Annotated in this window: 28 protein-coding genes and 1 pseudogene; 17 read left to right on the forward strand and 12 right to left on the reverse strand. The window is 42.7% G+C overall.

Annotated features, from left to right (window positions below; all coding sequences use genetic code 11):
• Positions 1 to 78, forward strand: a pseudogene (locus BM122_RS22295) (IS5/IS1182 family transposase); the annotation flags it as partial.
• Positions 79 to 193: 115 nt separating this feature from the next.
• On the opposite strand, the gene rplS reads toward BM122_RS22295, so the two are convergent.
• From rplS to rpsP, 4 genes are read right to left on the reverse strand one after another with little or no spacing between them, the layout of a single operon-like run.
• The gene (gene rplS, locus BM122_RS06920) at positions 194 to 580 is read right to left on the reverse strand and encodes a 50S ribosomal protein L19 (protein ID WP_074904660.1); all 387 of its coding nucleotides are present in this window, start codon (positions 578 to 580) and stop codon (positions 194 to 196) included.
• 26 nt (positions 581 to 606) lie between these two features.
• Positions 607 to 1,383, reverse strand: a complete 777-nt coding sequence (trmD, locus tag BM122_RS06925; RefSeq protein WP_074904781.1) for a tRNA (guanosine(37)-N1)-methyltransferase TrmD — start codon at positions 1,381 to 1,383, stop codon at positions 607 to 609.
• A 14-nt stretch (positions 1,384 to 1,397) separates the two neighbouring features.
• On the reverse strand, positions 1,398 to 1,970 hold the full coding sequence (gene rimM / locus BM122_RS06930; RefSeq protein ID WP_371264900.1) for a ribosome maturation factor RimM: 573 nt from the start codon (positions 1,968 to 1,970) through the stop codon (positions 1,398 to 1,400).
• Positions 1,936 to 2,202: a 30S ribosomal protein S16 gene (gene rpsP / locus BM122_RS06935; protein WP_074904664.1), complete on the reverse strand. Its 267-nt coding sequence runs from the start codon at positions 2,200 to 2,202 to the stop codon at positions 1,936 to 1,938. The genes rimM and rpsP overlap by 35 nt, the downstream gene beginning before the upstream one ends.
• Positions 2,203 to 2,399: 197 nt before the next feature.
• On the opposite strand from rpsP, the gene BM122_RS06940 reads away from it, so the two are divergent.
• From BM122_RS06940 to BM122_RS06985, 9 genes are all read left to right on the forward strand, one after another.
• Positions 2,400 to 3,692: a (Fe-S)-binding protein gene (locus BM122_RS06940; RefSeq protein WP_074904666.1), complete on the forward strand. Its 1,293-nt coding sequence runs from the start codon at positions 2,400 to 2,402 to the stop codon at positions 3,690 to 3,692.
• Positions 3,693 to 3,739: 47 nt separating this feature from the next.
• Entirely contained in the window at positions 3,740 to 4,366 is a 627-nt protein-coding gene (gene coq7, locus BM122_RS06945) for a 2-polyprenyl-3-methyl-6-methoxy-1,4-benzoquinone monooxygenase (RefSeq protein ID WP_074904667.1), read from the forward strand.
• Between the two features lie 104 nt (positions 4,367 to 4,470).
• A complete protein-coding gene (locus BM122_RS06950; protein WP_074904669.1) occupies positions 4,471 to 5,031 on the forward strand; it encodes a YqgE/AlgH family protein in 561 nt (186 codons plus the stop codon).
• Complete coding sequence (ruvX, locus tag BM122_RS06955) at positions 5,024 to 5,539, forward strand: Holliday junction resolvase RuvX (protein WP_083398371.1); 516 nt, start codon at positions 5,024 to 5,026, stop codon at positions 5,537 to 5,539. The genes BM122_RS06950 and ruvX overlap by 8 nt, the downstream gene beginning before the upstream one ends.
• Entirely contained in the window at positions 5,526 to 6,035 is a 510-nt protein-coding gene (pyrR, locus tag BM122_RS06960; RefSeq protein WP_074904671.1) for a bifunctional pyr operon transcriptional regulator/uracil phosphoribosyltransferase PyrR, read from the forward strand. Before ruvX ends, pyrR begins: the two co-directional genes overlap by 14 nt.
• Positions 6,032 to 6,982 (forward strand): aspartate carbamoyltransferase catalytic subunit, encoded by a 951-nt coding sequence (locus tag BM122_RS06965; protein ID WP_074904673.1) that lies wholly within the window; start codon positions 6,032 to 6,034, stop codon positions 6,980 to 6,982. Before pyrR ends, BM122_RS06965 begins: the two co-directional genes overlap by 4 nt.
• A 60-nt stretch (positions 6,983 to 7,042) precedes the next feature.
• A complete protein-coding gene (locus BM122_RS06970) occupies positions 7,043 to 8,317 on the forward strand; it encodes a dihydroorotase (protein ID WP_074904675.1) in 1,275 nt (424 codons plus the stop codon).
• A gap of 418 nt (positions 8,318 to 8,735) precedes the next feature.
• A complete protein-coding gene (locus tag BM122_RS06975) occupies positions 8,736 to 10,838 on the forward strand; it encodes a M3 family metallopeptidase (RefSeq protein ID WP_074904677.1) in 2,103 nt (700 codons plus the stop codon).
• 587 nt (positions 10,839 to 11,425) lie between these two features.
• Entirely contained in the window at positions 11,426 to 11,800 is a 375-nt protein-coding gene (locus BM122_RS06985) for a hypothetical protein (protein WP_074904681.1), read from the forward strand.
• Positions 11,801 to 11,812: 12 nt separating this feature from the next.
• On the opposite strand, the gene BM122_RS06990 is transcribed toward BM122_RS06985, so the two are convergent.
• Positions 11,813 to 12,967, reverse strand: a complete 1,155-nt coding sequence (locus BM122_RS06990; RefSeq protein ID WP_074904684.1) for an NAD(P)/FAD-dependent oxidoreductase — start codon at positions 12,965 to 12,967, stop codon at positions 11,813 to 11,815.
• Complete coding sequence (locus BM122_RS06995) at positions 12,964 to 13,131, reverse strand: rubredoxin (protein ID WP_074904686.1); 168 nt, start codon at positions 13,129 to 13,131, stop codon at positions 12,964 to 12,966. The genes BM122_RS06990 and BM122_RS06995 overlap by 4 nt, the downstream gene beginning before the upstream one ends.
• Positions 13,132 to 13,345: 214 nt before the next feature.
• Between BM122_RS06995 and htpX the strand changes: the two genes are divergently transcribed.
• Complete coding sequence (gene htpX, locus BM122_RS07000) at positions 13,346 to 14,230, forward strand: protease HtpX (protein WP_074904689.1); 885 nt, start codon at positions 13,346 to 13,348, stop codon at positions 14,228 to 14,230.
• A 160-nt stretch (positions 14,231 to 14,390) separates the two neighbouring features.
• On the opposite strand, the gene BM122_RS07005 is transcribed toward htpX, so the two are convergent.
• From BM122_RS07005 to acs, 6 genes are all read right to left on the reverse strand, one after another.
• Positions 14,391 to 15,236, reverse strand: a complete 846-nt coding sequence (locus BM122_RS07005; RefSeq protein ID WP_074904691.1) for an MlaA family lipoprotein — start codon at positions 15,234 to 15,236, stop codon at positions 14,391 to 14,393.
• Between the two features lie 231 nt (positions 15,237 to 15,467).
• The gene (locus BM122_RS07010; protein ID WP_074904692.1) at positions 15,468 to 16,079 is read right to left on the reverse strand and encodes an exopolysaccharide biosynthesis protein; all 612 of its coding nucleotides are present in this window, start codon (positions 16,077 to 16,079) and stop codon (positions 15,468 to 15,470) included.
• Between the two features lie 408 nt (positions 16,080 to 16,487).
• Entirely contained in the window at positions 16,488 to 16,850 is a 363-nt protein-coding gene (locus BM122_RS07015) for a septal ring lytic transglycosylase RlpA family protein (protein WP_074904693.1), read from the reverse strand.
• A 168-nt stretch (positions 16,851 to 17,018) separates the two neighbouring features.
• Positions 17,019 to 18,101, reverse strand: coding sequence for a hypothetical protein (locus BM122_RS07020; protein ID WP_074904696.1), 1,083 nt, complete (start codon positions 18,099 to 18,101; stop codon positions 17,019 to 17,021).
• Positions 18,102 to 18,291: 190 nt separating this feature from the next.
• Positions 18,292 to 19,269, reverse strand: a complete 978-nt coding sequence (locus tag BM122_RS07025; protein WP_074904698.1) for an MBL fold metallo-hydrolase — start codon at positions 19,267 to 19,269, stop codon at positions 18,292 to 18,294.
• A 54-nt stretch (positions 19,270 to 19,323) separates the two neighbouring features.
• A complete protein-coding gene (gene acs, locus BM122_RS07030; protein ID WP_074904700.1) occupies positions 19,324 to 21,294 on the reverse strand; it encodes an acetate--CoA ligase in 1,971 nt (656 codons plus the stop codon).
• 182 nt (positions 21,295 to 21,476) lie between these two features.
• On the opposite strand from acs, the gene leuC reads away from it, so the two are divergent.
• The 6 genes from leuC to asd all read left to right on the forward strand — a co-directional run bounded on the left by leuC (position 21,477) and on the right by asd (position 26,327).
• Complete coding sequence (leuC, locus tag BM122_RS07035) at positions 21,477 to 22,889, forward strand: 3-isopropylmalate dehydratase large subunit (protein ID WP_074904702.1); 1,413 nt, start codon at positions 21,477 to 21,479, stop codon at positions 22,887 to 22,889.
• A gap of 33 nt (positions 22,890 to 22,922) precedes the next feature.
• Positions 22,923 to 23,051: an entericidin A/B family lipoprotein gene (locus BM122_RS07040; protein ID WP_143083345.1), complete on the forward strand. Its 129-nt coding sequence runs from the start codon at positions 22,923 to 22,925 to the stop codon at positions 23,049 to 23,051.
• Positions 23,052 to 23,175: 124 nt separating this feature from the next.
• Complete coding sequence (locus BM122_RS07045; RefSeq protein ID WP_143083346.1) at positions 23,176 to 23,304, forward strand: entericidin A/B family lipoprotein; 129 nt, start codon at positions 23,176 to 23,178, stop codon at positions 23,302 to 23,304.
• A 10-nt stretch (positions 23,305 to 23,314) separates the two neighbouring features.
• Positions 23,315 to 23,953, forward strand: a complete 639-nt coding sequence (leuD, locus tag BM122_RS07050; protein WP_074904704.1) for a 3-isopropylmalate dehydratase small subunit — start codon at positions 23,315 to 23,317, stop codon at positions 23,951 to 23,953.
• A gap of 30 nt (positions 23,954 to 23,983) precedes the next feature.
• Positions 23,984 to 25,045 (forward strand): 3-isopropylmalate dehydrogenase, encoded by a 1,062-nt coding sequence (gene leuB / locus BM122_RS07055; RefSeq protein WP_074904706.1) that lies wholly within the window; start codon positions 23,984 to 23,986, stop codon positions 25,043 to 25,045.
• A gap of 169 nt (positions 25,046 to 25,214) precedes the next feature.
• Positions 25,215 to 26,327, forward strand: a complete 1,113-nt coding sequence (gene asd / locus BM122_RS07060) for an aspartate-semialdehyde dehydrogenase (protein ID WP_074904709.1) — start codon at positions 25,215 to 25,217, stop codon at positions 26,325 to 26,327.
• The last annotated feature ends 147 nt before the right edge of the window (positions 26,328 to 26,474 follow it).

Raw genomic sequence — 26,474 nt, forward strand, 5'->3', positions numbered from 1 at the left:
ACGCGATACGACAAACTGAAGCGAAATTACGAGAGTATGGTAGCCATAGCGTGTGGATATCTGTGGCTACCTATGTGAAATGTCAACAGACCCTAGAGTAATAGAGAAAAAATTTTATTTTCTGCTAAAGAGAAAAGGCGGTCAAAGCTTTGCCTTACCGCCTTATTAATAACCAATACTTCCGAAGTAGACTTTATGCTTCTGTCACGTTGCTGGTTGTAATACGAGCAGGAAGTTTTTCGCGAATTCTCGCGGATTTACCAGAACGGTTTCTTAAATAATAAAGCTTTGCCCGACGCACATCCCCGCGACGTTTAACTTCAATATTCGAAATAATAGGAGAATAGGTCTGGAAAGTGCGTTCGACACCTTCACCACTGGAGATTTTACGTACAATGAAAGATGAATTAAGGCCACGATTACGTTTGGCGATGACAACGCCTTCATATGCTTGAACGCGTTTGCGGTCACCTTCTACCACATTGACATTGACTATAACTGTATCACCAGGAGAAAAATCCGGGATAATTTTGCCAAGACGTGCTATTTCTTCTCGCTCTAATTGTTCGATTAAATTCATTCTTATCTCCTAGTATTTTTATGGGATTAGTTTATTCTAAAATTTTTAGTTCGCTTAAATTCTTCCAATAATTCTTCTTCTTCCTTGGAAATGCCCTGTTTGTATTTGAGCTCCAATAAATCAGGTCGCTTTAACCATGTTTTACCAAGGGATTGTTGCAATCGCCAGCGATTTATTTTGGCATGATCTCCTGAAAGCAAAATAGGGGGTACAGCATCTCCTCGATATATTTCCGGCCGTGTATATTGCGGATATTCTAGTAAATTGTTGGCAAATGAGTCCTCGCTGGCTGAATCAGCGCTACCCAGTGCTCCAGGAAGTTGTCGCACTATGCTATCAATCAAAACCATTGCCGCCAGTTCACCTCCTGAAATAACGTAATTTCCAATTGAAATTTCTTTGTCTACCTGGCGCATGATTATGCGCTCATCAATCCCTTCGTATCGGCCACAAAGTAATATCATTCCCCGCAATTTAGATAATTGTAAAATTTTCTCCTGATTAAGAAGTTCGCCTTGCGGAGAAAGATAAATTACTTTTGTTTCGTTTATTCCTTCTGCTAGCTGCCTTGCTCTGGCATGAGTTATAGCCTCATCCAGAGGTTGTGCCAGCATTACCATGCCTGGCCCTCCACCGTACGGGCTATCATCTACTGTGCGATAATTATCTTTTGCAAAGTTACGTGGATTCCAGGTATGCAATCGAAAAATTTCATTCTTGCTTGCTCTACTTGTTATGCCATATTTGGTAATGGCATCCAGCATGTCAGGAAATAGCGTAATAACGTCAATTTCAAATGACAAGATTTTGCCCTCTGTCAGTAATCCAACCCCCAATCAATGGTTATTTTGCGATCTTTTAAATTCACATCGACAATAACCTGCTCAATGAAAGGGATCAATCTCTCTTTTTGACCTCCGCTCGCAGATTGGACCTGTAATACATCGTTGGCTCCCGTTCTTAATAAACCAGTAACGTTCCCAAATTCTTCATTCTGTAAATTAAACACACGTGTTCCAACCAGATCTGACCAGTAGTAACCTTCTTTGCCATCTTCAGCAAGATGGGGTAATTGGTCACGAGGTACTGCTATCTGCATGCCCTTTAATTGAGCTGCTTGTGTTCGATCCAGATATCCTTCAAATGCAACGATCAATTTGTCATCATGGATATTGTATGATGCCACATTCATGGCTGACCAAGTATCGCCACCTTTGCTTAACCACCACACAGGATAGGCAAGCAAATTCTCGATATTTTCAGAATAGTGAACGACCTTAACCCAGCCTAAAATACCAAAAGGGCCTGTGATATGGCCCATGGTTACCATGGATTCAACTGAACATTGATGAATATTAGCTTTCTTGTGTGGCTTTTTGTTGGGCGCCAAATTGTTTTACCAGTCTTGTAACTGTGCTGGATAATTGAGCTCCTTGAGATTGCCAATGCGTGAGTCGATCCATTTGGATCCGTAACATTTCCTCGCTCCCAGTTGCTCGGGGGTTATAAAAACCAATGCGTTCAATGAATCTGCCATCGCGTCTGCAACGAGAATCTGTAACTATCATATTGAAAAAAGGCCTTTTTTTGGCGCCGCCGCGCGCCAGTCGTATAATAACCATATATTGATCGTATATTAACAAATCGGACTTAAAAACAAGCAATTTTATGGTAATTTTCTGTAACTTAGCAAGCTATAAAAATAAAAAATTAAAAACTTATTGGATTAACATGATTCTTTAATAGGTGTATTTCTGTTTATTTTCATTTTTTTCTTTGTAGAAAAAAGTAATAACACAATTATTTAGAGGAATTAAGAGTGCATACTAAGAATGATTCTCTAATTAAATCTTCTCGATCTAGCTTACTGGCAGAAACAAATCGGTGTGTTTCTTGTGGACTTTGTTTGCCACATTGCCCAACCTACCACTTAACGTTGTCGGAAGCTGATTCTCCGCGAGGACGTATTGCGATGATAAGCGGGGTGGCGAGTCAGCGTATTCCGATGAATGCACGTTTTGCTGAGCACATAGACCGATGTTTGACTTGTCGTGCTTGTGAGGCAGCTTGCCCCAGTCATGTAGCTTATGGGCGGTTGATCGATGAGGCACGCGACATGATGACAGTTTCACTCTCGGACTTACCAGAAGAAATGGTAGTAAGAAAAAAGAATGGGTTCAAAAGCTTGTTAGAGAGAATGTTTATTGATAAGACAAAGCGTATTGATCTTTTACGCCCACTCACCCATCTTTTCCAGGAAATTGGCTTACAGGAGAAGTTGCAGCAATCCAGTAAGGTAAAAGGGACTAAACTCGGTCTGCTATTATCAAAATTGCCATTGATTCGCTTTCCGTTCCATAGGTGGCAAAAAATTTATCCAGCAATTGGAAGGAAGCGTGGTGAAGTGGCTTTATTTCTAGGATGTGTAGCGCGATTAGTCGATGTCGAAACGAATATTGCAGCAATTTGTGTGCTTAACCACCTAGGCTACACAGTATATGTTCCGCGTGCGCAAACTTGCTGTGGAGCGTTGTATCAGCACAGCGGTCGAATCACCGAGGCAGCGTATTTAATTGAGCAGAATAGAAAAGCATTTGCTGGGTTAAACATAAAAGCAATTATCAGTACAGCATCTGGGTGTGGTTCGCATCTGGTAGAATCATGCTCTCAGAATCAGGTGAAAAATTTTTCTGCTCCAATAATTGATATTAATCAATTCCTAGCTGAGCAGGATTGGGGCGAAGTTAAAATCAGAGCTTTGTCAAAAAAAGTCGTTGTGCATGATCCATGCAGTATGCGAAATGTATTACATGCCTCTGTCTACCCTTATCAGCTTCTGGCGCGTATTCCTGATATTGAAGTCCTGGAGCTTGACGGCAATAACTTCTGTTGTGGCGCGGCGGGTACTTATTTTCTTGATCAGCCAGAAATCGCAGAATTATTACTGAGCGATAAAATGAAAGCATTAGCTCAATCAGCAGAAATAAGCTATCTGGTGACATCAAATATCGGTTGTTTGTTACATCTCGCGAGTGGATTAAGCAATCAAGAGGAAAAAGTAGAAGTATTGCACCCAGTTACGTTGCTAGCCCGGCAAATAGGTATACAATAATAAAATAGATAATTTGATCTGCTTATAAAATAATTGGAGTTGATGCCATGCTGAATATAGACAAATTCATTATTGGTTTTGATAATGCATTGCGTACACTCACAGTGCCAGCTCAAACATTACGTACGGTGCCGGGAAAAAATCTGTCAGAAAATAAATTAACTGACGAAGAGAAAAATGAATCATGTGCATTGATGCGCGTTAACCATGTAGGGGAAATATGTGCTCAGGCCCTTTATCAAGGGCAAGCGCTGACTGCAAGAAATCAAAAAGTACAAAACGCATTGACGCAGGCTGCACGTGAGGAAACTGAACATTTGGCATGGACAGAACGTCGTATTGCTGAATTAGGCGGTCGTAAAAGTTTGCTCAATCCGATATGGTATGGCAGCTCTTTTGCTATTGGTTTAGCTGCAGGGCTGCTTGGCGATAAATGGAATCTCGGTTTTCTAGCTGAAACAGAGCATCAGGTGGAAACCCATCTTGCAGAGCATTTGCAGCGATTACCTCGACAGGATTTGAAAAGTCGCGCTATTGTTGCACAAATGAAAATTGATGAAGCCAATCATGCAACGATGGCATTATCTCATGGTGGCAGGGAATTGCCATTGCCAGTAAAGCTGCTCATGAAAATGAGCTCAAAAGTTATGACACAAACAGCATACTGGGTTTGATGAGCAGGATTGGGAAGAAGAAAGAATTAACAACCATTTTATGTTTCAGATTGATCATATCGTGTAAGTTGCGAATTTGCATAGGTAGCAAAGAGGTCTTTATTATGAAGAATATCAACCTGACAGATCATTTTCTGATCGCTATGCCCAATTTGAACGATCCGTTTTTTGCAAAAACCCTTACTTATATTTGTGAACACAATGAACACGGCGCACTTGGGCTCGTGATTAATCGTCCGACAGAGCTTACTGTGGAGAAATTATTTGAGCAACTTGGCATTCCTTTTACAGATTCGTTCCCAACAGAGCGATTTGTATTGTTTGGCGGGCCCGTCCAGATCGACAGCGGATTTGTGTTACACCAGCCTATAGGAAAGTGGAAATCTACGTTAGCTGTCAACCAAACAGTTGGATTGACATCTTCTGTTGATATTTTAGAAGCCATAGCAAATTGCGAAGGTCCTGAACAAATGCTGGTTACATTAGGTTATTCTGGATGGGCGCCTGGGCAGATTGAACAAGAGTTGGCTCAAAATGCCTGGCTGACTGTTCCAGCTTCTTCTAATATAATTTTTGAGATGTCTTTCGAAGAAAGATTGCCGGCAGCAGCGGAATCGTTGGGGATCAATTTTTCTAATTTATCAAATGAAGTAGGGCATGCCTAACTCGGATAACTGCATTCAAGCGACTTTAACGATTAATAGCTCAGTGCATGGGGTTGAAAATGTATCAGAGATTGGAAGATTTTCAAAGGGTACAGTGCTGGCTTTTGATTTTGGAAAGAAACGCATTGGAGTCGCTGTCGGAGAAAAGGAGATGCGGTTAGCACATCCACTTACGACCATTCATGGTGAAATGACCAGGCAACGTTTTGAGGCTATTGCCAAGTTGATTGAAACATGGCAGCCCGTCTTACTGGTAGTTGGATTGCCAATACATGCTGATGGAACAGAACATGAACTTACTCAATTAAGCCGCCGGTTTGCACGTCGTTTGGAAGGGCGTTACAGAATTAAATCGGTTTTAGTAGATGAGCGCTATACGACGATTACTGCCAGATCTGCATTAGGTGAATTGGGTATTAAAGGAAAAAAACAAAAACCCATGCTGGATCAGATTGCAGCGCAGCATATTCTGCAATCATTTTTTGATGGTAACTATGCAACTACCTGATGCAGAAAAATTACTAGCTGATTTGACGGAGCAGCTACGTCCTGTTGTCGATGAGCGTATTGCCATGATCGGTATTCATACAGGGGGAGCATGGGTGGCAAAACGATTGCATCAGGCATTAGGGTGCAGTATCCCACTCGGTGTCCTCGACATATCTTTTTATCGTGATGACTACAGCAAGATCGGTTTGCACCCCCAAGTTAGACCATCGGATTTGCCTTTCGAAATTGAAGGCAGTCACATTATTTTGGTCGATGATGTGCTTTATACGGGAAGGACAATCCGAGCTGCTGTGAACGAAATTTTTGATTATGGGCGACCTGCAAGCATTCATTTGGCGACACTCATTGACCGAGGAGGCAGAGAGCTTCCTATTGCAGCCCAATATACTGGAGTGGTATTATCCTTGCCAGCAGACAAAATGCTTGAATTAAAACAGGATACTGATGGGAAACTGAGTCTCAGCTTACGCGATATCCGTTTCCCAGAAAAATGAACAGAAACCCTCAGTTAAACAAGCACGGTGAATTACAGCATCTGCTTACTACCGAAGGATTGCCTGTATCCATTTTGCTGCATATTTTGGACACAGCAGAATCTTTTGCGGGGGTTACTGAGCGGGAAGTCAAGAAAATTCCCCTCCTGCGAGGGAAATCAGTATTCAATCTTTTTTTTGAATCCAGTACGCGTACTCGGACCACTTTTGAGATTGCTGCCAAACGACTGTCAGCAGATGTGATCAATCTTAATATCGCGGTTTCTGCACAATCTAAAGGGGAGACGTTACTGGATACCGTTAATAATCTTTCTGCCATGCATGCGGACATGTTTGTCGTCCGTCATTCACAAAGTGGTGCGGCGCATATGATGGCAAGTCATGTCCGACCAGATATCCATGTCATCAATGCCGGTGATGGGCGTCATGCCCATCCTACGCAAGCATTGCTGGATATGTTTACTATTCGCCGTTACAAAAAAGATTTTCATAACCTTCGGGTAGCGATTGTTGGAGACATTTTGCACTCGAGGGTGGCGCGCTCACAAATTCATGCGCTGACTACGTTAGGTGTTCCTGAAGTGCGTGTTATTGCACCTAAGACTTTATTGCCGAGCAGGGTTGAGCGTTTGGGTGTGCATATTTATCACGATATAACTCAGGGAATGAAAGATATCGATGTAATAATCATGTTGCGCCTGCAAAATGAGCGCATGTTAGGAGCAAGCTTGCCCAGCACTGAAGAATATTTTAAATATTATGGGCTTACTCAGGAGAAATTAACACTGGCTAAACAGGATGCAATAGTCATGCACCCTGGGCCAATGAATCGCGGAGTCGAGATTGATTCGGCGGTAGCTGATGGGAAACAGTCGGTGATTCTACCCCAAGTGACATTCGGTATTGCGGTACGAATGGCAGTGATGTCGATTCTTGCTGGAAATTGATGAGTTCTTTGGATTGAATCTCGAGTTTGGGTTGTTTGCGCATAACATATTGTTATTAATATGAAAATCCATATCAAGAATGGGCGCTTGATTGATCCGAAGAATGGTATTGATATTATCGGAGATCTTTGCATTGCTGCGGGCAAAATTGTTTCAGTAAACAACATTCCTGTGGGTTTTCAAGATTGCCGAGTGATCGATGCTACTGGATTGATTGTGTGTCCAGGTTTAGTCGATTTGTCGGCACGTTTACGTGAGCCTGGGCTTGAGTACAAAGCTACTTTGGAATCAGAATTGAAAGCGGCTGCAGCCGGAGGAGTTACCAGCCTGGCATGCCCACCCGATACTGATCCACCACTTGATGAACCCGGGCTGGTTGAAATGCTAAAACATCGAACTAAAGGTCTGGATCAGGTTCATGTCTATCCAGTGGGAGCGCTTACTCAAAAACTTAAAGGTGAGCGTTTAACGGAGATGGCTGAATTGCGAGATGCAGGTTGTGTTGCTTTCAGTCATGCCGATGCTCCTCTGGTCAATCTGCATGTGTTGATGCAGGCCATGCAATATGCATCGACTTTTGGTTTTAGTGTCTGGCTACGTCCGCAGGAAGCCAACCTGGCAAGAAATGGTGTAGCACATGATGGTGAAATCGCAACACGCCTCGGTTTGCCTCCTATTCCGGTGTGTGCAGAAACGATTGCTTTGTCGAATATCATTTATCTGGCACGCGAAGCTGCTGTGAAAGTCCATCTCTGCCGAATTTCCAGTGCAGAAGGGGTGTCCCTGGTACGGGCTGCCAAGCAGCAAGGATTGCCTATTACTTGTGATGTTTCGATCAATCATGTGCATCTTTCTGAAATGGATATCGATTTCTTTGACACTAATTGCCATCTTGTTCCCCCCTTGCGAAGCCTGCATGATCGAGACGCGCTCTCTAGAGGGTTAATGGATGGTACTATTGATGCTATTTGCTCGGATCATGCACCGGTAGATGAAGATGCCAAGCTATTACCATTTGGGCAAGCTGAAGTTGGCGCAATGGGTCTGGAATTGTTACTATCGCTGACATTTAAGTGGGCAACAAGTATGAATATCCCGCTGATTGAAGCATTAAATACGGTTACGTTGGCACCTGCCAGGATATTGGGTATTGATGCGGGGCATCTAACCCTCGATGCACCAGCTGATATATGTATTTTCGATCCGGAAGAATATTGGCATGTGTCGGCTGCCACGATTAAAAGTCAGGGTAAGAACACTCCATTCTTGGGTAGAGAATTACCTGGACAGGTAAAATTTACGCTAACCGATGGCAATATTGTGTATGAGAGTTAATTTTCAGAGAATCGGGTGAAAATCAGCAAATGAGATACAAAGTGCAGCATCTGGTAGTACCTTATGGAAAGCCTGAATAAGGGACTATTGTGGCACATTGCTTCGTTGCACAGTACCCGCTTTTCTTGTTTATCTATTTAAAATGTAGTTGTGTAGAAACGAAATTTTGCTCAAACTTACTATGTTCGATTTAGCAAAATGCGCAAGCTCGTCTATTCGTTTCTGTGCTCTGTAGTGCCTTGTATCTATTCGCCTCGCTTGCTTATTCGGGTCTTCCTTAGGATTTAGGATTTAGGATAGAGGAGTACCTACAACATTTTCTACATTATCTTTTAGTATTTTCTCATCAGACAGAAGATACCATGAAACATATTTTTTTATTTGTATCCAAAAATAATCATCTTAGACAACTATTATCATGAATCCTTTACTTGATTTTTCTGGACTACCTCGTTTTGCAGACATTAAAGTGGAGCACATCACTCCTGCAGTGGAAGAATCGTTGCATGATTGCCGAGAAGTAGTCGCCAAAGCTCGTGCTATGACAACTTCACCTACTTGGCGAGATTTTGTACAACCCGTGGTTGATGCCAATGAACGATTGTCACGTGCATGGGGGCAAGTTTCGCACTTGAACGCTGTGATGAATAGTGCAGAATTACGTGAAGTATACAATGCTAACTTGCCGCGTATTACTCAATATTATGCTGAGTTATCGCAAGATCAGGCATTGTTTGAAAAATTTAAGCAGTTACGGGGCAGTGAGGAGTTTGTCAACCTCAGTCGCGACCGGAAAAAGATCATTGAGAATGAGTTACGTGATTTTCGTCTAGGTGGCGCTGAGCTGCCACGGGAGAAGAAAGCGCGCTTTATGCAAATTCAGGAAGAATTATCAGCACTTTCTGCAAAATTTAGCGATAACTTGCTCGATGCTACCAATGACTTTTTTCTACTCATAGAAAATGAAAGTGAGCTCTCAGGTGTTCCTGATGACGCGCTGCATGCTGCCAGAGAGGCTGCGGAGAAAGATTCGAGTATTTCCAAACCTGGCTGGAAATTTACCTTGCACGCCCCTTCCTATTTACCCATTATGCAATATGCGGATAATCGCGTGCTGCGTGAGAATATGTACCGTGCCTATGTGACTCGAGCGAGTGAGATTGACAGTCTTGCGCATGGTACATCCAACTGGGACAATATGCTGCTGATCAATAAGATTCTTCAGCTTCGGCAGGAAGAAGCCAAAATGTTGGGGTTTGATTGCTACGCAGAAGTTTCTCTGGCACCTAAAATGGCTAAATCGCCCAAGCAAGTATTGGATTTTCTAAATGAACTTGCGGCTAAGGCTCGACCCTATGCAGAACGCGATATGGCTGAGTTGAGGCAATTTGCTGCAGATAAGCTGGGGCTGGAAAAACTCGAATCATGGGATCTAGCTTATGTCAGTGAAAAATTGCGTATAGAGCGCTATGCCTTTTCTGATCAGGAAGTCAAACAATATTTTCCTGAAAATAAAGTATTACCTGGTATGTTTAAACTAGTGGAGGCGCTTTATGGTATCAGCATTACTCAGGTACCGCCTTCATCCAATGTTCAATTGTGGCATCCCGATGTTAAATTTTTCAATATCCATGATGCCAAGGGAGAACTAATTGGCCAATTTTATGTTGATCTGTATGCGCGCGCGAGTAAGCGAGGTGGAGCATGGATGGATGATGCCATTACTCGGCGGCATGTTGAACTACCAAGAGCCGGAAAATCAGCTATCCAGCTCCCTGTAGCTTATCTGACCTGCAATTTCTCCCCTCCAGTGTCAATCAATGGGCAAGTACGCCCTTCATTATTTACACATGATGAGGTAATCGTGTTATTCCATGAGTTTGGCCATGGTCTCCATCATTTGTTGACGCAGGTTGAGGATCTCAGTGTCTCCGGAATCAATGGTGTGGAATGGGACGCAGTTGAGCTACCTAGTCAATTCATGGAAAATTTCTGCTGGGAATGGGAAGTTCTAAGCCATATGACGGCTCATATCGACAGTGGCGCGCCCTTGCCAAGAGCGCTATTCGACAAAATGCTGGCTGCCAAGAACTTCCAGAGCGGTATGCAGACACTACGCCAAATTGAATTTGCCCTGTTTGATATGCATCTGCACTATGATTTTGATCCCCAGGGGGATAAAACCGTGTTGCAATTACTCGATGAAATCCGTAGCCAGGTTGCCGTGGTTATTCCCCCTGCGTTTAATCGTTTCCCAAATAGCTTCTCGCATATTTTTGCGGGCGGCTATGCGGCGGGCTACTATAGTTATAAATGGGCAGAAGTTTTGTCTGCCGATGCTTTCAGCTTGTTTGAAGAGAATGGTACCGGCCACGTAGTTAACGCCAAAACTGGCGAGCGTTTCAGGAATGAAGTTTTGGCTGTAGGTGGTAGTCGTCCTGCACTGGAATCCTTTATTGCTTTTCGCGGCCGGGAACCCAGTATAGATGCATTGTTACGGCATAGCGGTATGGCGGCCTGATGGCTATGATAAAGATGGCTGTGCATAAAGTAAGGTGGATTCAAGTTTGAAGTGCAAGCTTTTTATAAGGTTAATAAGCCGCAAGCTGCGATAGTATCCGATCTTCTTGAACGATCAAATAAAAGAGTACGGATGAAGCGCTGTCAGCAACTCACCCGAGGGCAACGCTATCTGGTTCATGGGGGACAGAAAGCAGGTTTTAAGCAAGGAGAGACAGCGAATGAAGCTGTGGCGTGAATAAGTCTGTGACCTTGCGCGAACTCAGGCGACTCAGGCGCAATAGAGGGCAATGCCGGCAGGCGTCCGAAGTAGGCGCAGGAATTACGAGATAAACGCCAAAGGCAGAAAGTCAAAGCCAGGCGCGTGGCTGGAAAGACCGGAATAAAGTGGGCAGAGGGTTGGGCAGGCAAGATATACGATACGTTATTCCATTTCTAAAACAAAACTAACTCTGTCGGCTTCACCTTGCCGTATTATTTATACTGTCTACGGCTCGCCTTCGTGTCATTTTTGATTTGGTAAAGGAATTATACGTCCTGAACAGGCATCAGCCCAGCTTGAACTGGAAGGTGAATTATCCATAAGCCATGAAACTAGCTATCAGTACCTCTATGCAGACAAACTGGCAGGGGGGGTGGTGGCAACCTATGCGCTGTCGGAAACCGCGACGCATGCGCTATGCAAAGCAGCGTGCGCGTATAGGTGATTGGGAAGGTGATAGCGGGATCGATAAGCACCATCAGGAGGTACTGGCCGCTCTGACAAAGCGGAAATTGCGCCATATCTTGGCGGGCCAACTACCAGCCAAACATGCTGACGGGGTAACAGAAAGGGTTAATCATCTGCTACCTTCTCACCAGGACAAAGGTCACACTGTAACATTTGACAATGGCAAGGAATTTGCTGGACATGCACCTATCGCCTCAAAGCTGGAAGCAGCCATCTCCCTTAGAAAGCGATGATAATTTTTGGACTTATGCTAGTATAGGCGGTAACTGAGGAGTAATTGCGTTTTTTTCCTTTGTTGCCGCACCTAATAAAGCAAAGCCATGAAGATTGCCCGCCATATCCTGAAATAGAGCTTTAACGCCATCCTGATTGGCATCAATCTGCCATTCACCTATCACAATTGGATCTGGTGGAGAAACCACGATAGGACAGGCCGGTGTTTTAACGAATACCGGCATTGGCGGATAATGAACAGGCGTGGGTGTACCTATCACTGTTGCTGCCAAGGCACGAGCTGCATGGCTAATAGGCATTACGAATGGTAATACCTTACCTTCTACCTCAGCACAATCACCCAGTGCAAAAATATTTGTATTCTCTGTTTGTAAATATCGATTTGTTACCACACCATGATTAACATAAAGGCCTGCTTTTTCAGCGAGTTGAGTTCGTGGACGCAGACCTACTGCTGATAAAACAAGATCTGCTTCGATTATCTGCCCCTCCTCGAAGATTAAACGATAGCGGCTTCCAATTCGTTCAATATACTGTATCTTAGATTTTAAATGAAATCTAATCCCTACAGCTGCTAGTTTATCCTGTAGATACCTACCTCCTTCCTCAGGAAGTAGCCTACCCAAAGGATGGGCGCTAATATCAATAACATGTACCTGATAGCCTGAGATGGCTAGATCATTGGCAAATTCACAGCCGATCAATCCCGCACCCAAAATAGCGATTTCTTTTTTATCTTTCAGCGCTTCACGGAAACGACGGTAATCATCGAGATCATTTACGGATAACACTTCTTCCACTGCACCCCCTGACAAGAGTAAGCGGATTGGATCAGCTCCTAAAGCCAGCACAAGGTGACTATAAGATAGATTTTCTCCATTTTCAAGGAGTATGCTATTACCGGATTGATCAATGGTGTTGACACGAGTAAACGGCCGTATCGTTATTTTTAACTGACTGGACATTAATGCAGCATCTGAAGTCAAGATTGATGCAGGTGTTTTACCTGTTGCCAATGCATTGGATAACATCGGTTTGGAATAAAATCCCCCATGATCGGCGGATAACATAATGACCTGAATTTCTGTATTCAGTTTGCGTAACTCTCTAGCTACAGCATAACCTGCCAGACCACTGCCAATGATCACAACTGGTTGGTAATTCATATAATTTCTACCATTTCAAAATCAGTCTTGACCACACCGCATTCGGGGCAAGCCCAGCTTTCAGGAATATCTTCCCAGCAGGTTCCGGCTGGAATATCATGCTCTAGATCGCCTACGGACTCGTCATAAATAAAACCACACACTTTGCACTGAAATTTTCTCATTATTTTTTCAGGTTCCTCTTATTGGATAATCAGATATTCTTTTAATTGTACCTCAACCTTAACTGGAGCCTGTTTTTGATTTTGCTACTTTCTTCCCATTTCTTTTTCATGCTTATAAAATATAACTTCAATTTAATCTACACAGGCAGACATTGAACCATTGCCTGGTAGGTTATTCAAATATTTATTAACCAATCTTGACAGGTAGTTATTTATGAAACGTATTCTTTTATTCATTGCAACCAACCTAGCCATTTTATTAGTGCTAAGTATTACGCTAAGGATATTGGGCGTTGACCGCATATTAGAAGCTCAAGGTGGTGGGTTAAATTATAGTTCATTACTTACGTTTGCTGCGGTTATAGGCTTTGGAGGCTCGCTTATTTCGCTTGCCATGTCTAAATGGAGTGCAAAAAAAATGACAGGTGCTGTTGTCATAGATATACCTTCTAATACTACAGAGCATTGGCTAGTTGAAACTGTACGTCGACAAGCAAAAGCTACTGGTATTGGCATGCCAGAAGTAGCTATCTATGATTCACCCGATGCCAATGCTTTTGCTACTGGAATGAATCGAAATAATGCCCTGGTAGCAGTCAGCACAGGGCTACTGCAAAAAATGCAACAAGACGAAATCGAAGCTGTCCTTGCACATGAGGTAAGTCACGTAGCCAATGGCGATATGGTAACGCTTACGCTAATACAGGGGGTAGTCAACACTTTTGTAATTTTCTTAGCTCGAATTATCGGTCATGCAGTAGATCGCGCTGTCTTTAGGACTGAAGAGGAGCACGGACCTGCTTACATGATCACAAGCATCATTGCAGAAATTTTGTTAGGTATTCTTGCGAGCATTATCGTGATGTGGTTTAGCAGGCAGCGTGAATTTCGGGCGGATGCAGGCAGCGCGAGGTTGGTAGGGCACAATAAAATGATTGCTGCACTAGAACGTCTAAAACAACAGTATGAACCTTCCCATTTACCGGACAGAATGGAAGCACTTGGGATCTCAGGTCAAGGAAGTCGATTTGGCCGTCTATTTATGTCACATCCTCCACTGGATGAACGGATTGCAGCATTACGTAAAGCAACAAGCTGAGGTTTTAGGCGAACGAGGGGATCCCAATTCTTAGATCCTCCCGTTTTTCACTCTCATAATAATGAGAAGAAAAGCTACCCTAAAAGGCGCTCTGAGGATTAACTACTCTATGACATAAAATTTTCCATTATTAATACCACTTCGTCTTCACTGTTGCGGACTATTTGATCACTTCGTTATTTTTCTTTTCCTTATCCCCATCCTCATCCTCATCCTCATTTTCATCACCTATGCTTTCATTATTTCCGTTAGTTTCAAGCCCTTCTTCTTCAGGAGGATTACCATCGTAAACCAGATTTCTTCGTCGTTGCAGATAGGCATCACGTACAAATTCATATTTATCTAGTGCAGCTTCTTCAAGAGTTTTATCCGTATCTAGCATCTGGGCACGCGTATCAACAGACCATCCTGCTGAAGCGGGTAAACGAACGGTTAGAAAATCAAAATCAGGGTATATCGACCAAATAGGGTGAAAAATAGAACTATCCACTGCAATCCCTACAGCATCGCGTATTGTACTGGGACCCAAGAAAGGTATGACAAAATAAGGCCCGGGACCAATGCCATAACGACCGAGCGTCTGACCAAAATCCTCATTACGCTTGCTGAGATTAACATCACTGACTGCACTGATGTCGCTTGCGATATCAATGATGCCAAACATGCCGAATGTTGTGTTAATCAATACTCGAGTTGCGCTCGCTGCTGCCACATCAAATTTCAATTGCAATAATGCATTGGCAGTAATCACCACATCGCCGAAATTAGAAAAAACATTGCCGATGACCATCTCAAGAGGATCAGGAGTAACTGCTCGATAGCCTTTTGCTACAGGTTCCAATACAAAGTCATCAAACTTTTCATTAAATGCAAATACTGCCCGATTCATCGATTCCAGCGGGTCTCGTTTATTATTCTCGACCGAAGCACAACCGATCAGCATATACCCTAATAACATTAAAACCAGCAATTTATAGCGATATAAGGTCATTTTTACATTTGTCATTATTATTTGCGACAGGGCATCTTGCCATAATTATGCGATTGCTACAACTTCCTGTCTCTTTCCCGGCCGTAGTTATTCGATTATTCTATTGTTAATTTGATCATACAAGCAATTAGAGAAATTAACGAAGGGCTCTCCTAAGTCTGGCTTTTGCAGTACTTTGCTTGCCTTGACCGAGCCCACGGGCATAATGATGTTCAGCCAGCTTTGTCAGGTATGTTTGGTCTACAGCTAATAAAAAGAGGGTACTGACACGCCCATCCATATAAGCGCAAGAATGACAAGTGTTATTCCTATACCGATCGTGCCAACTGTCATACCTACAATGATAGTTAATCCATCTTTATTAAGTAAACCTAGCGACATGATGAGAATCCCCCAGCCAGGAAGAACGTTTGTTAAAGGAATAGGTAAGGCAATGGGAATAGTAAATATAAAGGCAAAAATACCAATAATTCGTTCCCAGGCGTGTACGCTGATATAAGTAAGTCTTACGTGCAGATAGCTTTCAATTTTACGTAACCATGGGGTTATTTTCTCAATTAATTTTTCCAGACTTTTTTTGCTAATTTCTTTTTTATTGATCCATCCAGGCAACCAAGGAGATTTTACTCCCCACATCATTTGTGCTGAGAAAATAAAAAGTGGAATAGAAAAGAAAGTGGTATAGCCAGGTGGGACAGGAATAGGAAGGCAAATGGGTAAAACCGCAAGAGCTAGTAAGATGCCAAACCCTCTCTCACGAAGAGAATTTTTGATTTCACCAACACTCATCTTCTCGCTTCTATTTTGTACTACTATTAATTGGAGCAATTCAGAAGTAGTGCGTTCTTTGTTCTCCATTAATATTCCTTATGATGAAGCTGGGGTAATTTTATATCGATAAGGGGTATTCCGGAAGAAATTTTATTGTATAAGCGAATAATAGGTCAAAGAACAGTAATGTCGTTTCCAAACCTGAAATGAGGCGAAGGTGTGGTCGCAAACAGTATAAATAATACGATGATGAGAAGCGGGTAAAGTTATGTTTAATTTAGCAGGCAGCTTTAAGCCTTAGTAGGATAGAATAATGATATTGTTGAATTTTTAGTCAGTGTCTTGAATGCTTTTTATTCGGTGAGGATTAACAAATACTACGCGGTTATTTTAATCAATTGTTAGAGCAACTTATGTAAGTTGATTCAACGGATTGGCTAATTGCTGAATTTTATATTGGCAGATACCACCTACGGGCAGTCCAATTGTTTTGTTTTATTTGACTCTTTTAAGGCTAACATGAGCTCGTCCTTTTTTTATAAAACCTAACTCCGCAGCTGCACGTTTGGTTACATCGATAACATTGCTGTTGTGAGGAGCCAAACGATCATTTATTTTGACGACTATACTGCGATTATTTTCAAGATTAGTAACTTTTACAAGTGTCCCATAAGGAAAATCACTATGCGCTGCAGTAAGGTTACTCTGATTGAAAATTTCACCATTAGCTGTTTTCTTACCTTGATATTTATCATTATAATGAACAGCATAACCTGTTTTGGCTAACGTGATGCTTGAGCCAAGGATGAGATAAGTAATTAGGCTGGTAAGAAGCATCGAAGTAAGGCGTTTAGTCATATTTGATGTTCTCCAATATGTGATTTATAAAATATTTTTCCATCTACTTGTGAATTGAATTTTTTGCTAAATCGTGCTAAGTATTAGCCGGATTATAGTTGAGCTTATAAAAACTCATTGATTTTCTATCTATTCAATAGGATAGGATTTAAATATAACCTGATGAGATCAATGGAATTTACTGATTAATTCATTCATGTTCGTATACAGCTTCTTTTTGCACTCTTCTTCCTTACCTACCAAATCAATCCATCCTACAGTTCTGAGACATTCGTTAAATTCGAGGTGTACCTTATTTTGTTTTTGAAGTGAATCAATTGAAGTTAAGAGTTGTTTGAGGTGGGCAACAACTTTATCCAGATTAATATTTCCAACCGTATCTTCCAGTTGATCGATGCTTTTTTGAGCTGTATCGAGTTTCTGTAATGGTTCATTATTTATATGTTTCATTTGGGTGGCAATTTCTTGCTTTGCTTCGTTAGTGTAATTTTTTAGCTCACTTCCTAGTTTGCTAATACCCTTTTGAGTAAGGGTAACCCATGTTTCCTCGTATGTTTTAAGTTCTTTCTCAACAAAAGAATTGATGCCTTGCTGGAAAGTTTCTAGTGAATGATCAATTGCTTGATTAAATGATTGCATTTTATTTTCAAGAAGGTGAGTGATATCGCTATCAATTCGTTTCAGAATGTCGTCCGATATTTTATCGATTGGCTCTCTCGTATTAATAATCTCTTTTTGTGCTTTGTTAATGCTTGACTTGATTTCATCAGAAAAGTATTTATATTTCTCTTCGAGAAAGCGCAATGACTGCTTTTCATTTTCAGCAGTCAATAATGAAATGAGTAGTACTTCTTTTTTTTCTTTCCGATCGATATTGCTAATCATTTCTTCTAACATACTGGATGCTACCTCTTTATCGGCTAAATTTTCAATGTACTTAAGATCTGAATCATTCAGGAGTGCTTTTAGACTGGCTTGCATCTCACCAATATTTGCCTGGGCCTTGGATATGGCAGTAGATTGGCGGAATAATTCGTAAGGTAAAAAAAGCAAAGTGAGTAAAAGGCAGGCAATATAGGTAACGATTTTCCAATTTCTTTTTTGTAGAGTGAAGCTGAAACCGAATAAGGTGAGGATCAAAATAACCGAAGGTGCCAGAATTAAAGCAATTTCGAACCAGCTCCTATCTGTAACTGTACTTAAGGAAAAATTATTTAGTAGGTCAGCTATAAACTCATTTAATTCATTCATCCATCACTCCCCAATAAGAACCTGAAATATTAATAACAGGAAATACCTGCTCTATTTTTTTGTTATCAGCATGCTATTTGCTAGTAGTTTGTCACTGTAAATAAGTTTGTTGTATAGGCTGTCAAATTTTAGGTCTGACGATAAACAGATCAACATGGGATATCCACGGAATCATATTGAAAAACCCTGATTACTTTAGAATATATAATTTGTTTGATTTCTCAGATTGATCTAGCCATATTTCCAGTCCCATGGCATTTAGTTCGATATCGACACGTAATAATTCATAAATCTCTGTAGGCGACCAAGTGCAGCCATGCATGGCGAGTCGATGATATAATAAGTCTTTCAATGCTTGCACAATAAACTCATGCCGTTCCGCTGTTTTGTTCGTTGCTTGATTGGCGATATTGACAAATGCATCAATCAGATCATGCATTTGCATTGCATGATGTGGTAAATGACCGATACGACTATAGTGTGTAAGAAAGGCATATTGTGGCTGATAGCTCATGATTCGCTCCAATGAGGCATGGGCAGCATCCGGATCGAATTGTACTGGAGTCGTAGTTGGAAAAACGAATTCCAGTCCCTCTACATCAAGCTCCCGATAAGAAACGCCAAAGGTATCTCCCGTGAAAAAGGAGTGACTTCTTTTGTCAAAAATACAATAGTGATGGCGGGCATGACCAGGTGTGTCGAGCAGCAAAAGAAGACGACCATTCAACTCGATACAAGTTTCATCGGGGGCTTCGAGAACACGATTTTCATCAATAGGAAAAATTTCACCATATAAACGTCTAAACTCCGCTTTCCCATAAACTGCCATTACACCTGCAATTAATTTAGCAGGATTGATCATATATTTTGCACCGCGTGGATGGACAACCAGCTTGGCATTGGGTAGCAATCGCATGAATTCACTTGCGCCACCAGCATGATCAAGATGGATGTGTGTAAGAAACACATAAGCGACATTCTCAGGAGCAAGCTGCTTGTTTTGTAGCACCTGCATGACACCTGGTACAGAAAATTGAGTACCCGTGTCAATCAAGGCAGCAACACCATTTTCGACAATCAGGTGAATAGCTGCTCGGCCAGGTCGATGGTATTGGGCATCGATGGCAGTAATTCCAAAGTCGTAGTCGATGATATTGGGTAAATTCATATTTTTTGCAGGAATATGTCTAGAGCCGGATTGAATAAAAAATGCTTATTTAACTTAGTGGATAGATTGTTTAAGTTGCTCAAGAATGGCAGGATTCTCGAGTGTAGAGGTATCTTGAGTAATTTCTTCTCCTCTGGCAAGCGTGCGGAGTAATCGCCGCATGATTTTGCCTGAGCGTGTTTTGGGCAGATTGTCACCAAAACGAATTTCTTCGGGCTTGGCGATCGGCCCGATTTCGTGTCCAACCCATTCTCTGAGTGAGTCAGCTATTTCAGAAGCTTGCTCGCCATGAGGACATCTTTCTTTCAAAACGATAAATGCAACTATAATTTCTCCTTTAATTTCATGTGGCTTTCCTACGACCGCTGCTTCAGCAACCAGCGGATTAGCTACAAGCGCTGACTCAATTTCCATAGTTCCCAGACGATGACCGGATACATTCAACACATCGTCGATACGTCCCATGATCCAGAAATAGCCATCGTTATCACGATGTGCTGAGTCACCTGCCAGATAAAAATGACCCCCACCGATATCTTGAGGAAAGTATGTTTTCTTGAAACGCTCAGGATCTCGCCACAGTGTGCGGATCTGTGAGGGAAATGGTTGCTTGATAACGAGGAATCCCCCTTTTTCCTGTTCAACCTCATGACCTGCTTCATCGATTACCGCAGCACTGATTCCAGGTAAAGGGAATGTGCATGATCCAGGTTTGAGGGGAACCGCACCAGGGACCGGTGCGATCATGTGGCAGCCTGTCTCAGTCTGCCACCAGGTATCTACGATTGGGCAGCGAGATTGTCCGACCACGCTGTAATACCACATCCAGGCTTCGGGGTTAATGGGTTCGCCCACAGAACCGAGCAGGCGCAGTGAGGATAAATTATATTGACCCGGTAAATCTGCTCCCAGCTTAATCAAGGAGCGAATAGCAGTTGGCGCGGTATAGAAGGTAGTTACTTTGTGATCTTGAATAATTTTCCAAAAGCGTCCAGCATCGGGATAAGTAGGCACACCCTCGAAGATAACTTGGGTTGCCCCCATGGCCAATGGTCCATAAGTTACATAACTATGGCCGGTAATCCACCCAACATCGGCGGTACACCAGAAAATATCGGTCGGTTTATAATCAAAGATCCATTGCATGCTTGCCATCACACCCAGTAGATAACCTGCTGACGAGTGCTGTACGCCTTTAGGTTTGCCTGTGGAGCCAGAGGTATAGAGGGTAAATAAGGGGTGCTCGGCATTGATCCATTCAGGCTCGCAGTCAGTTTGCTTGTCCTCGGTAAGCTCATTCCACCCTATATCGCGACCGGCCTGCCATGGTGTATCAATCCCCGTATGCTTATAAACGATCACTGATTTAACCGAGTCTGTCCCGTTCATACTAAGCGCCTCATCGACAGTGGCTTTTAGTGGGTAATTTTTACCACCACGCGTTTGCTCATCTGCAGTTATGACAGTGACTGCACCCGCGTCAACGATGCGTTCGTGTAGACTTTTAGCAGAAAATCCAGCGAAAACGACCGAGTGAATGGCACCAATACGCGCACAAGCTTGCATAGCGACGACCGCTTCAATACGCATTGGCAAGTAAATGATAATGCGATCGCCTTTTTTGATATTAAGCGCTTTCAAGCCATTGGCAAACTGACAAACGCGCTGGTAGAGCTCACGGTAGGTGCAACGGCTTACCTTGCCATCATCAGCCTCAAAAATAATGGCTAATTTGTCCGGTTGGCTGGTAAGGTGCCGATCGAGACAATTATATGAAATATTTAGTTCACCATCCTCAAACCATTTATAAAAAGGAGGGTCTGAGTCATTTAGGACACTTGTAAAAGGTTTATGCCACAGAATATGTTTTTGCGCCAGCTTACTCCAGAAACCGGGGTAATCCTTCTTAGCTTCAGTACACAACGCTTGATACGCTTCCATACTAGCCAGATTAGCTTGTTCAACAAATTCCGGTAAAGGAGGGAAGACACGTGCTTCATGCAGTATGGATTTGATGGTAGACATAGGACAATCCTTTATTTCATTATTTTAAGCGAATGATGAACAGGAAAATTGTACCATTCATGCAGTCGGAAGGAAGTCGCTCTTCTTCATCAGATAGCTAAATTTATTGATGCTTGAATGACAACCTACTGCTTAATACTGCTTTATGTGATAATGAACTTATTATTTTGGAATATTGTAAGATGAAGACGTTATACGACAAACTTTGGGAAAGCCATGTAGTGCATGCGGAATCAGACAGGCCCGACAGCATGGTCATTCTTTACATTGATCGCCACCTGGTACACGAAGTAACCAGTCCTCAGGCATTTGAGGGATTGAAATTGGCTAGACGCAAACCCTGGCGAGTGAATTCGATTCTGGCGGTAGCAGATCATAACGTCCCTACCACCGATCGGAGTGAGGGTATCAGCGATCCCATCTCGCGCTTGCAAGTGGATACTTTGGATCAGAATTGCGAGGAGCTAGGTATAACTGAGTTCCGAATGAATGATCAGCGACAAGGGATCGTGCACGTCATTGGGCCGGAGCAGGGCGCCACGTTACCCGGTATGACGGTAGTTTGTGGAGACTCGCATACCAGTACGCATGGTGCCTTTGGCTGCCTTGCCTTTGGTATCGGCACATCCGAGGTAGAGCATGTACTGGCAACTCAGTGTTTGTTGACCAAAAAATCCAAGTCCATGCAAATACTGGTCGAAGGCAAACTAGGGCATGGGGTGACGGCCAAAGATATTGCACTGGCGATTGTTGGTGAGATCGGTACAGCAGGCGGTACAGGATATGCGATTGAATTTGCAGGCAGTGCTATACAGGCACTTTCTATGGAAGGCCGTATGACGCTTTGCAATATGGCAATTGAGGCAGGTGCGCGTGCAGGGATGATCGCAGTGGATGAAACCACGATCGAATACATTAAAGGGCGGCCTTTTGCACCGAAAAGGGCGATATGGGAACAAGCGGTCTCCTATTGGTGTACCTTAAAAAGCGATGAAGGAGCGGTATTTTATCGGGTAATAAAACTTAAGGCAGAACATATCAAACCTCAAGTAACTTGGGGAACCTCTCCAGAGATGGTGACTTCAATTGATGGCATAGTACCGGACCCTACTTTGATAGTTGATCCCATCAAGCGCCACGATATGGAGAATGCTCTGAAATACATGGGGCTTTCACCTAATACCTCAATCAGTGAGATTTTCCTTGACAAGATTTTTATTGGTTCATGCACCAATGCACGAATAGAAGATCTGCGAGAAGCTGCTTCAGTATTGAAAGGCAGGCACATTGCGCCTAATATTAAGCAAGCTCTCGTGGTTCCAGGCTCGGGATTGGTAAAATCTCAAGCTGAGCAGGAGGGGATCGATAAAATTTTTCGGGAAGCAGGATTTGAGTGGCGAGAACCTGGTTGTTCAATGTGCCTCGCGATGAATGAAGACAGGCTTATGCCAGGCGAGCGTTGTGCTTCGACATCGAACCGTAATTTTGAAGGACGACAGGGACCGGGAGGCAGAACACATTTGGTCAGCCCTGCCATGGCAGCAGCAGCGGCGGTAGCGGGTCATTTTGTTGATGTTCGTACGATGAACACATAACCTAATACTCTATTTTTATTAAGGAAAATACAAATGAAAATGATATCTGTATCGATTGGATTGTTGTTAATTGCTCTGCAGTTGGCCGGCTGTCATACCATACGGGGGGTGGGCAAAGATGTTCAGAGGGGAGGAGAAGCAATCGAGAGATCTACTCAATAACCATATAAGTACGAAAAAATTTAAATACTTTATGAGCATGGCAATGGCAGTAGCGGGTCATTTTGTGGATTTTCGTACAATGAATGAATAGCCTAAGACTCTATTTTTGTTTATGGAAATACAAATGAAAATAATATCTGTATCAATTGGATTATGGTTGATTGCTCTGCAGTTGGCTGGTTGTCATACCATGCAGGGACTTGGTAAGGATATCCAGAGTGGGGGAGAAGCAATCGAGAAAGCTGCTCAATAAATATATAAATATGAAAAAATTTGAATATTGTAAAGGGTTGGTGGTCCCGCTGGATCGGGCAAATGTGGATACGGATGCTATTATCCCTAAACAATTCCTGAAGTCGATCAAGCGTTCTGGCTTTGGCCAGTATTTATTTGATGAATGGCGTTATCTTGATCACGGTGAACCGGGGATGGATATATCGCAGCGTAAAATAAACCCTGATTTTGTGCTTAATCAACCTCGTTATCAGGGAGCGGAAATATTGATTACACATGATAATTTTGGTTGTGGCTCAAGTCGCGAGCATGCGCCTTGGGCACTTCAGGATTACGGTTTTCAGGTAATAATTGCGCCGAGTTTCGCTGATATTTTTTATAATAACTGTTTCAAGATAGGATTATTACCTATTGTGCTCGATTCAAATGTGGTGAATAGGCTTATCAATGAAGTAATAGCGATCAGTGGTTATTGTCTAGCTGTCAATCTTTCTGCCCAGACAGTCATAACGCCGACTAATGAAACCTATGGTTTTGATATCGATTCATTTAGAAAACATTGTTTAATCAATGGATTAGATGAAATCGGTTTGACTTTGCAGCATGCTGATAAAATTAAACAGTTTGAGGAAAAGCGACGAAAGGAGCAGCCTTGGTTGTTCGCTTGAAATGAATTTTCCGTGTCAGGAAAGAATAATATGAAAATTGCAGTTTTAGCAGGGGATGGGATTGGTCCAGAAATTACTGGGCAGGCTGAAAGAATTTTATTGGCGCTGAGAAGTGATGGATTAAAACTTGAGCTGGAGCCTGGTTTATTGGGTGGGTGCGCAGTGGATGCTGCTGGTGAGCCTTTCCCGGAGATCACCCGGAGGCTCGTTAAAGAGGCAGATGCTGTGCTGCTGGGAGCGGTTGGGGGTCCAAAATATGATGGTCTGCCTCGCGAGAAGCGCCCAGAACAAGGGCTGCTTGCTATTCGTAAGGAGCTTAATTTATTTGCTAATCTGCGGCCTGCTATTCTATATCCCGAGCTAGCGAGTGTTTCGACCTTGAAACCAGAAATTGTCTCCGATCTGGATATCTTGATTGTACGTGAATTGACAGGAGATATTTATTTTGGTCAGCCACGAGGTATTGAGCGACGAGAGGGTCAGCGCGTGGGTTTTAATACTATGATTTATACTGAAGGGGAAATAAGTCGAATTGCTCATGTCGCTTTTCAAGCAGCACGCAAACGAAAGGGGAGGTTATGCTCCGTGGATAAAATGAATGTGCTGGAGTGTACTCAATTATGGCGTGATGTGGTTACTGAAACGGCTAAGGAATACCCAGATGTAAAACTTTCTCATATGCTGGTAGATAATGCAGCAATGCAACTGGTGCGTGATCCCAAGCAATTTGATGTGATCGTCACAGGGAATATGTTTGGCGATATTTTATCTGATGAAGCTTCTATGCTGACCGGGTCAATAGGTATGCTCCCTTCTGCATCGCTCGATGATCAAAATAAGGGGTTATATGAACCGATTCATGGATCTGCACCGGATATCGCAGGAAAAGACATGGCTAACCCTTTAGCAACAATATTATCAATAGCCATGATGCTGCGTTATTCTTTTGCTCAGGAAGAGATTGCCTTGCGTATTGAACATGCAGTTAGAAAGGTGTTGGCACAAGGCTTTCGTACTAGTGACATTTATGAGCCCGGTATGAAAAAAGTTGGTACGAGAGAGATAGGTGATGCCGTGTTAGCAAATTTATGAACAAGTTGGAGGCAGGCGGATAAGTCAATGACAGCGATCTCAAGCTTATCTGCTTTTTAATTTGGATTTAGGTTTATAGATTGTAATTTGTCTCATTGGTCATAATTAGTGAGCAAGAATTACCTCTAAGATTTCAAGATTATTCAGCGTAAAGGTTATAGAAAACTAAATGAAACAAGTGGGCTTTGTAGGCTGGCGGGGTATGGTCGGTTCTGTTCTCATGCAGCGCATGCGCGAAGAAGATGATTTTTCATTGGTAGAGCCGGTATTTTTCACGACTTCTCAGAAAGGAGGGAAGGGACCGGATATCGGTAAAGATACCCCCCCTCTTAAAGATGCAAGAAATGTGAAAGAACTCAAGAAAATGGACATCATCATTTCCTGCCAAGGAGGCGATTATACCAATGAGGTTATTGGTAAGTTACGTGAATCGGGTTGGAAAGGTTATTGGATTGATGCAGCATCCACTCTTAGAATGAAAGATGATGCTGTAATCATTCTTGATCCTGTCAATATGCCAGTTATCAAGCAAGCCCTGCATGACGGCATAAAGAATTATATCGGGGGTAACTGTACCGTTAGCTTGATGCTGATGGCAGTGGGTGGATTGTTAGAAAAAAATATGGTCGATTGGATGAGCGCTATGACTTATCAAGCTGCCTCGGGTGCGGGCGCTCAAAACATGCGGGAGTTACTTCTGCAAATGGGCGAAACCCACCGTGTGGCTGAGGATCTGTTAAATGATCCAGCCTCAAGCATTTTGGATATCGATCGTGAAGTTGCAGAGAAACTGCGTGACAAAGAATTTCCTGTTGAGAATTTTGGTGTGCCTTTGGCAGGGAGCTTGATTCCCTGGATTGATAAGGAAGTGGCTCATGGGCAGAGTCGTGAAGAATGGAAAGGTCAGGCTGAAACGAATAAAATCCTGGGTCATACTGATAAACCTGTGCCCGTTGATGGTATTTGTGTCCGTGTTGGCTCAATGCGCTGTCATAGTCAAGCATTGACGATCAAACTTAAGCAAAACATTCCATTGGATGAAATCGAGGACGTCATTGCTCAGTCAAACGATTGGGTGCGAGTCATTCCTAACGAGCGAGAAAGGACAACAAAGGAACTCACGCCAGTTGCTGTTACCGGTAAGCTAGATGTTCATATTGGACGGTTGCGTAAACTTAATATGGGTGAAGAGTATCTTTCCGCCTTCACTGTAGGCGATCAATTGTTGTGGGGAGCAGCTGAGCCGTTACGTAGAATGCTGCGGATACTAATCCAGAACTAAATAATTATTTCTCAAGAAATTAAGTATATTCTTTCTTTAATCTGCTCTGATCATTTGAAATGGTTGAGTTGGCTTGGGATACAAAAGATAATCCTATGGGCCTTATTTTTGTAAATAAAGTTGTGGCAGCATGTATCCTATTCCAAG

Origin of the sequence: Nitrosomonas communis (assembly GCF_900114745.1) — a bacterium.
Lineage (GTDB): Bacteria > Pseudomonadota > Gammaproteobacteria > Burkholderiales > Nitrosomonadaceae > Nitrosomonas > Nitrosomonas communis_A.

What these genes read in the sequence shown, in the direction of transcription:
- BM122_RS07020 (WP_074904696.1), bottom strand. Translation starts at nt 18,101, where the DNA reads ATGAATGAATTAAATGAGTTTATAGCTGACCTACTAAATAATTTTTCC.
- BM122_RS06950 (WP_074904669.1), top strand. Translation starts at nt 4,471, where the DNA reads ATGAAGAATATCAACCTGACAGATCATTTTCTGATCGCTATGCCCAAT.
- asd (WP_074904709.1), top strand. Translation starts at nt 25,215, where the DNA reads ATGAAACAAGTGGGCTTTGTAGGCTGGCGGGGTATGGTCGGTTCTGTT.
- pyrR (WP_074904671.1), top strand. Translation starts at nt 5,526, where the DNA reads ATGCAACTACCTGATGCAGAAAAATTACTAGCTGATTTGACGGAGCAG.
- leuB (WP_074904706.1), top strand. Translation starts at nt 23,984, where the DNA reads ATGAAAATTGCAGTTTTAGCAGGGGATGGGATTGGTCCAGAAATTACT.
- BM122_RS06975 (WP_074904677.1), top strand. Translation starts at nt 8,736, where the DNA reads ATGAATCCTTTACTTGATTTTTCTGGACTACCTCGTTTTGCAGACATT.
- leuC (WP_074904702.1), top strand. Translation starts at nt 21,477, where the DNA reads ATGAAGACGTTATACGACAAACTTTGGGAAAGCCATGTAGTGCATGCG.
- BM122_RS06965 (WP_074904673.1), top strand. Translation starts at nt 6,032, where the DNA reads ATGAACAGAAACCCTCAGTTAAACAAGCACGGTGAATTACAGCATCTG.
- BM122_RS07025 (WP_074904698.1), bottom strand. Translation starts at nt 19,269, where the DNA reads ATGAATTTACCCAATATCATCGACTACGACTTTGGAATTACTGCCATC.
- coq7 (WP_074904667.1), top strand. Translation starts at nt 3,740, where the DNA reads ATGCTGAATATAGACAAATTCATTATTGGTTTTGATAATGCATTGCGT.
- BM122_RS06995 (WP_074904686.1), bottom strand. Translation starts at nt 13,131, where the DNA reads ATGAGAAAATTTCAGTGCAAAGTGTGTGGTTTTATTTATGACGAGTCC.
- BM122_RS06985 (WP_074904681.1), top strand. Translation starts at nt 11,426, where the DNA reads ATGAAACTAGCTATCAGTACCTCTATGCAGACAAACTGGCAGGGGGGG.
- BM122_RS07010 (WP_074904692.1), bottom strand. Translation starts at nt 16,079, where the DNA reads ATGGAGAACAAAGAACGCACTACTTCTGAATTGCTCCAATTAATAGTA.
- rpsP (WP_074904664.1), bottom strand. Translation starts at nt 2,202, where the DNA reads ATGGTTATTATACGACTGGCGCGCGGCGGCGCCAAAAAAAGGCCTTTT.
- leuD (WP_074904704.1), top strand. Translation starts at nt 23,315, where the DNA reads ATGAAAAAATTTGAATATTGTAAAGGGTTGGTGGTCCCGCTGGATCGG.
- htpX (WP_074904689.1), top strand. Translation starts at nt 13,346, where the DNA reads ATGAAACGTATTCTTTTATTCATTGCAACCAACCTAGCCATTTTATTA.
- BM122_RS06970 (WP_074904675.1), top strand. Translation starts at nt 7,043, where the DNA reads ATGAAAATCCATATCAAGAATGGGCGCTTGATTGATCCGAAGAATGGT.
- BM122_RS07045 (WP_143083346.1), top strand. Translation starts at nt 23,176, where the DNA reads ATGAAAATAATATCTGTATCAATTGGATTATGGTTGATTGCTCTGCAG.
- acs (WP_074904700.1), bottom strand. Translation starts at nt 21,294, where the DNA reads ATGTCTACCATCAAATCCATACTGCATGAAGCACGTGTCTTCCCTCCT.
- rplS (WP_074904660.1), bottom strand. Translation starts at nt 580, where the DNA reads ATGAATTTAATCGAACAATTAGAGCGAGAAGAAATAGCACGTCTTGGC.
- ruvX (WP_083398371.1), top strand. Translation starts at nt 5,024, where the DNA reads ATGCCTAACTCGGATAACTGCATTCAAGCGACTTTAACGATTAATAGC.
- BM122_RS07005 (WP_074904691.1), bottom strand. Translation starts at nt 15,236, where the DNA reads ATGACAAATGTAAAAATGACCTTATATCGCTATAAATTGCTGGTTTTA.
- BM122_RS07015 (WP_074904693.1), bottom strand. Translation starts at nt 16,850, where the DNA reads ATGACTAAACGCCTTACTTCGATGCTTCTTACCAGCCTAATTACTTAT.
- BM122_RS07040 (WP_143083345.1), top strand. Translation starts at nt 22,923, where the DNA reads ATGAAAATGATATCTGTATCGATTGGATTGTTGTTAATTGCTCTGCAG.
- BM122_RS06990 (WP_074904684.1), bottom strand. Translation starts at nt 12,967, where the DNA reads ATGAATTACCAACCAGTTGTGATCATTGGCAGTGGTCTGGCAGGTTAT.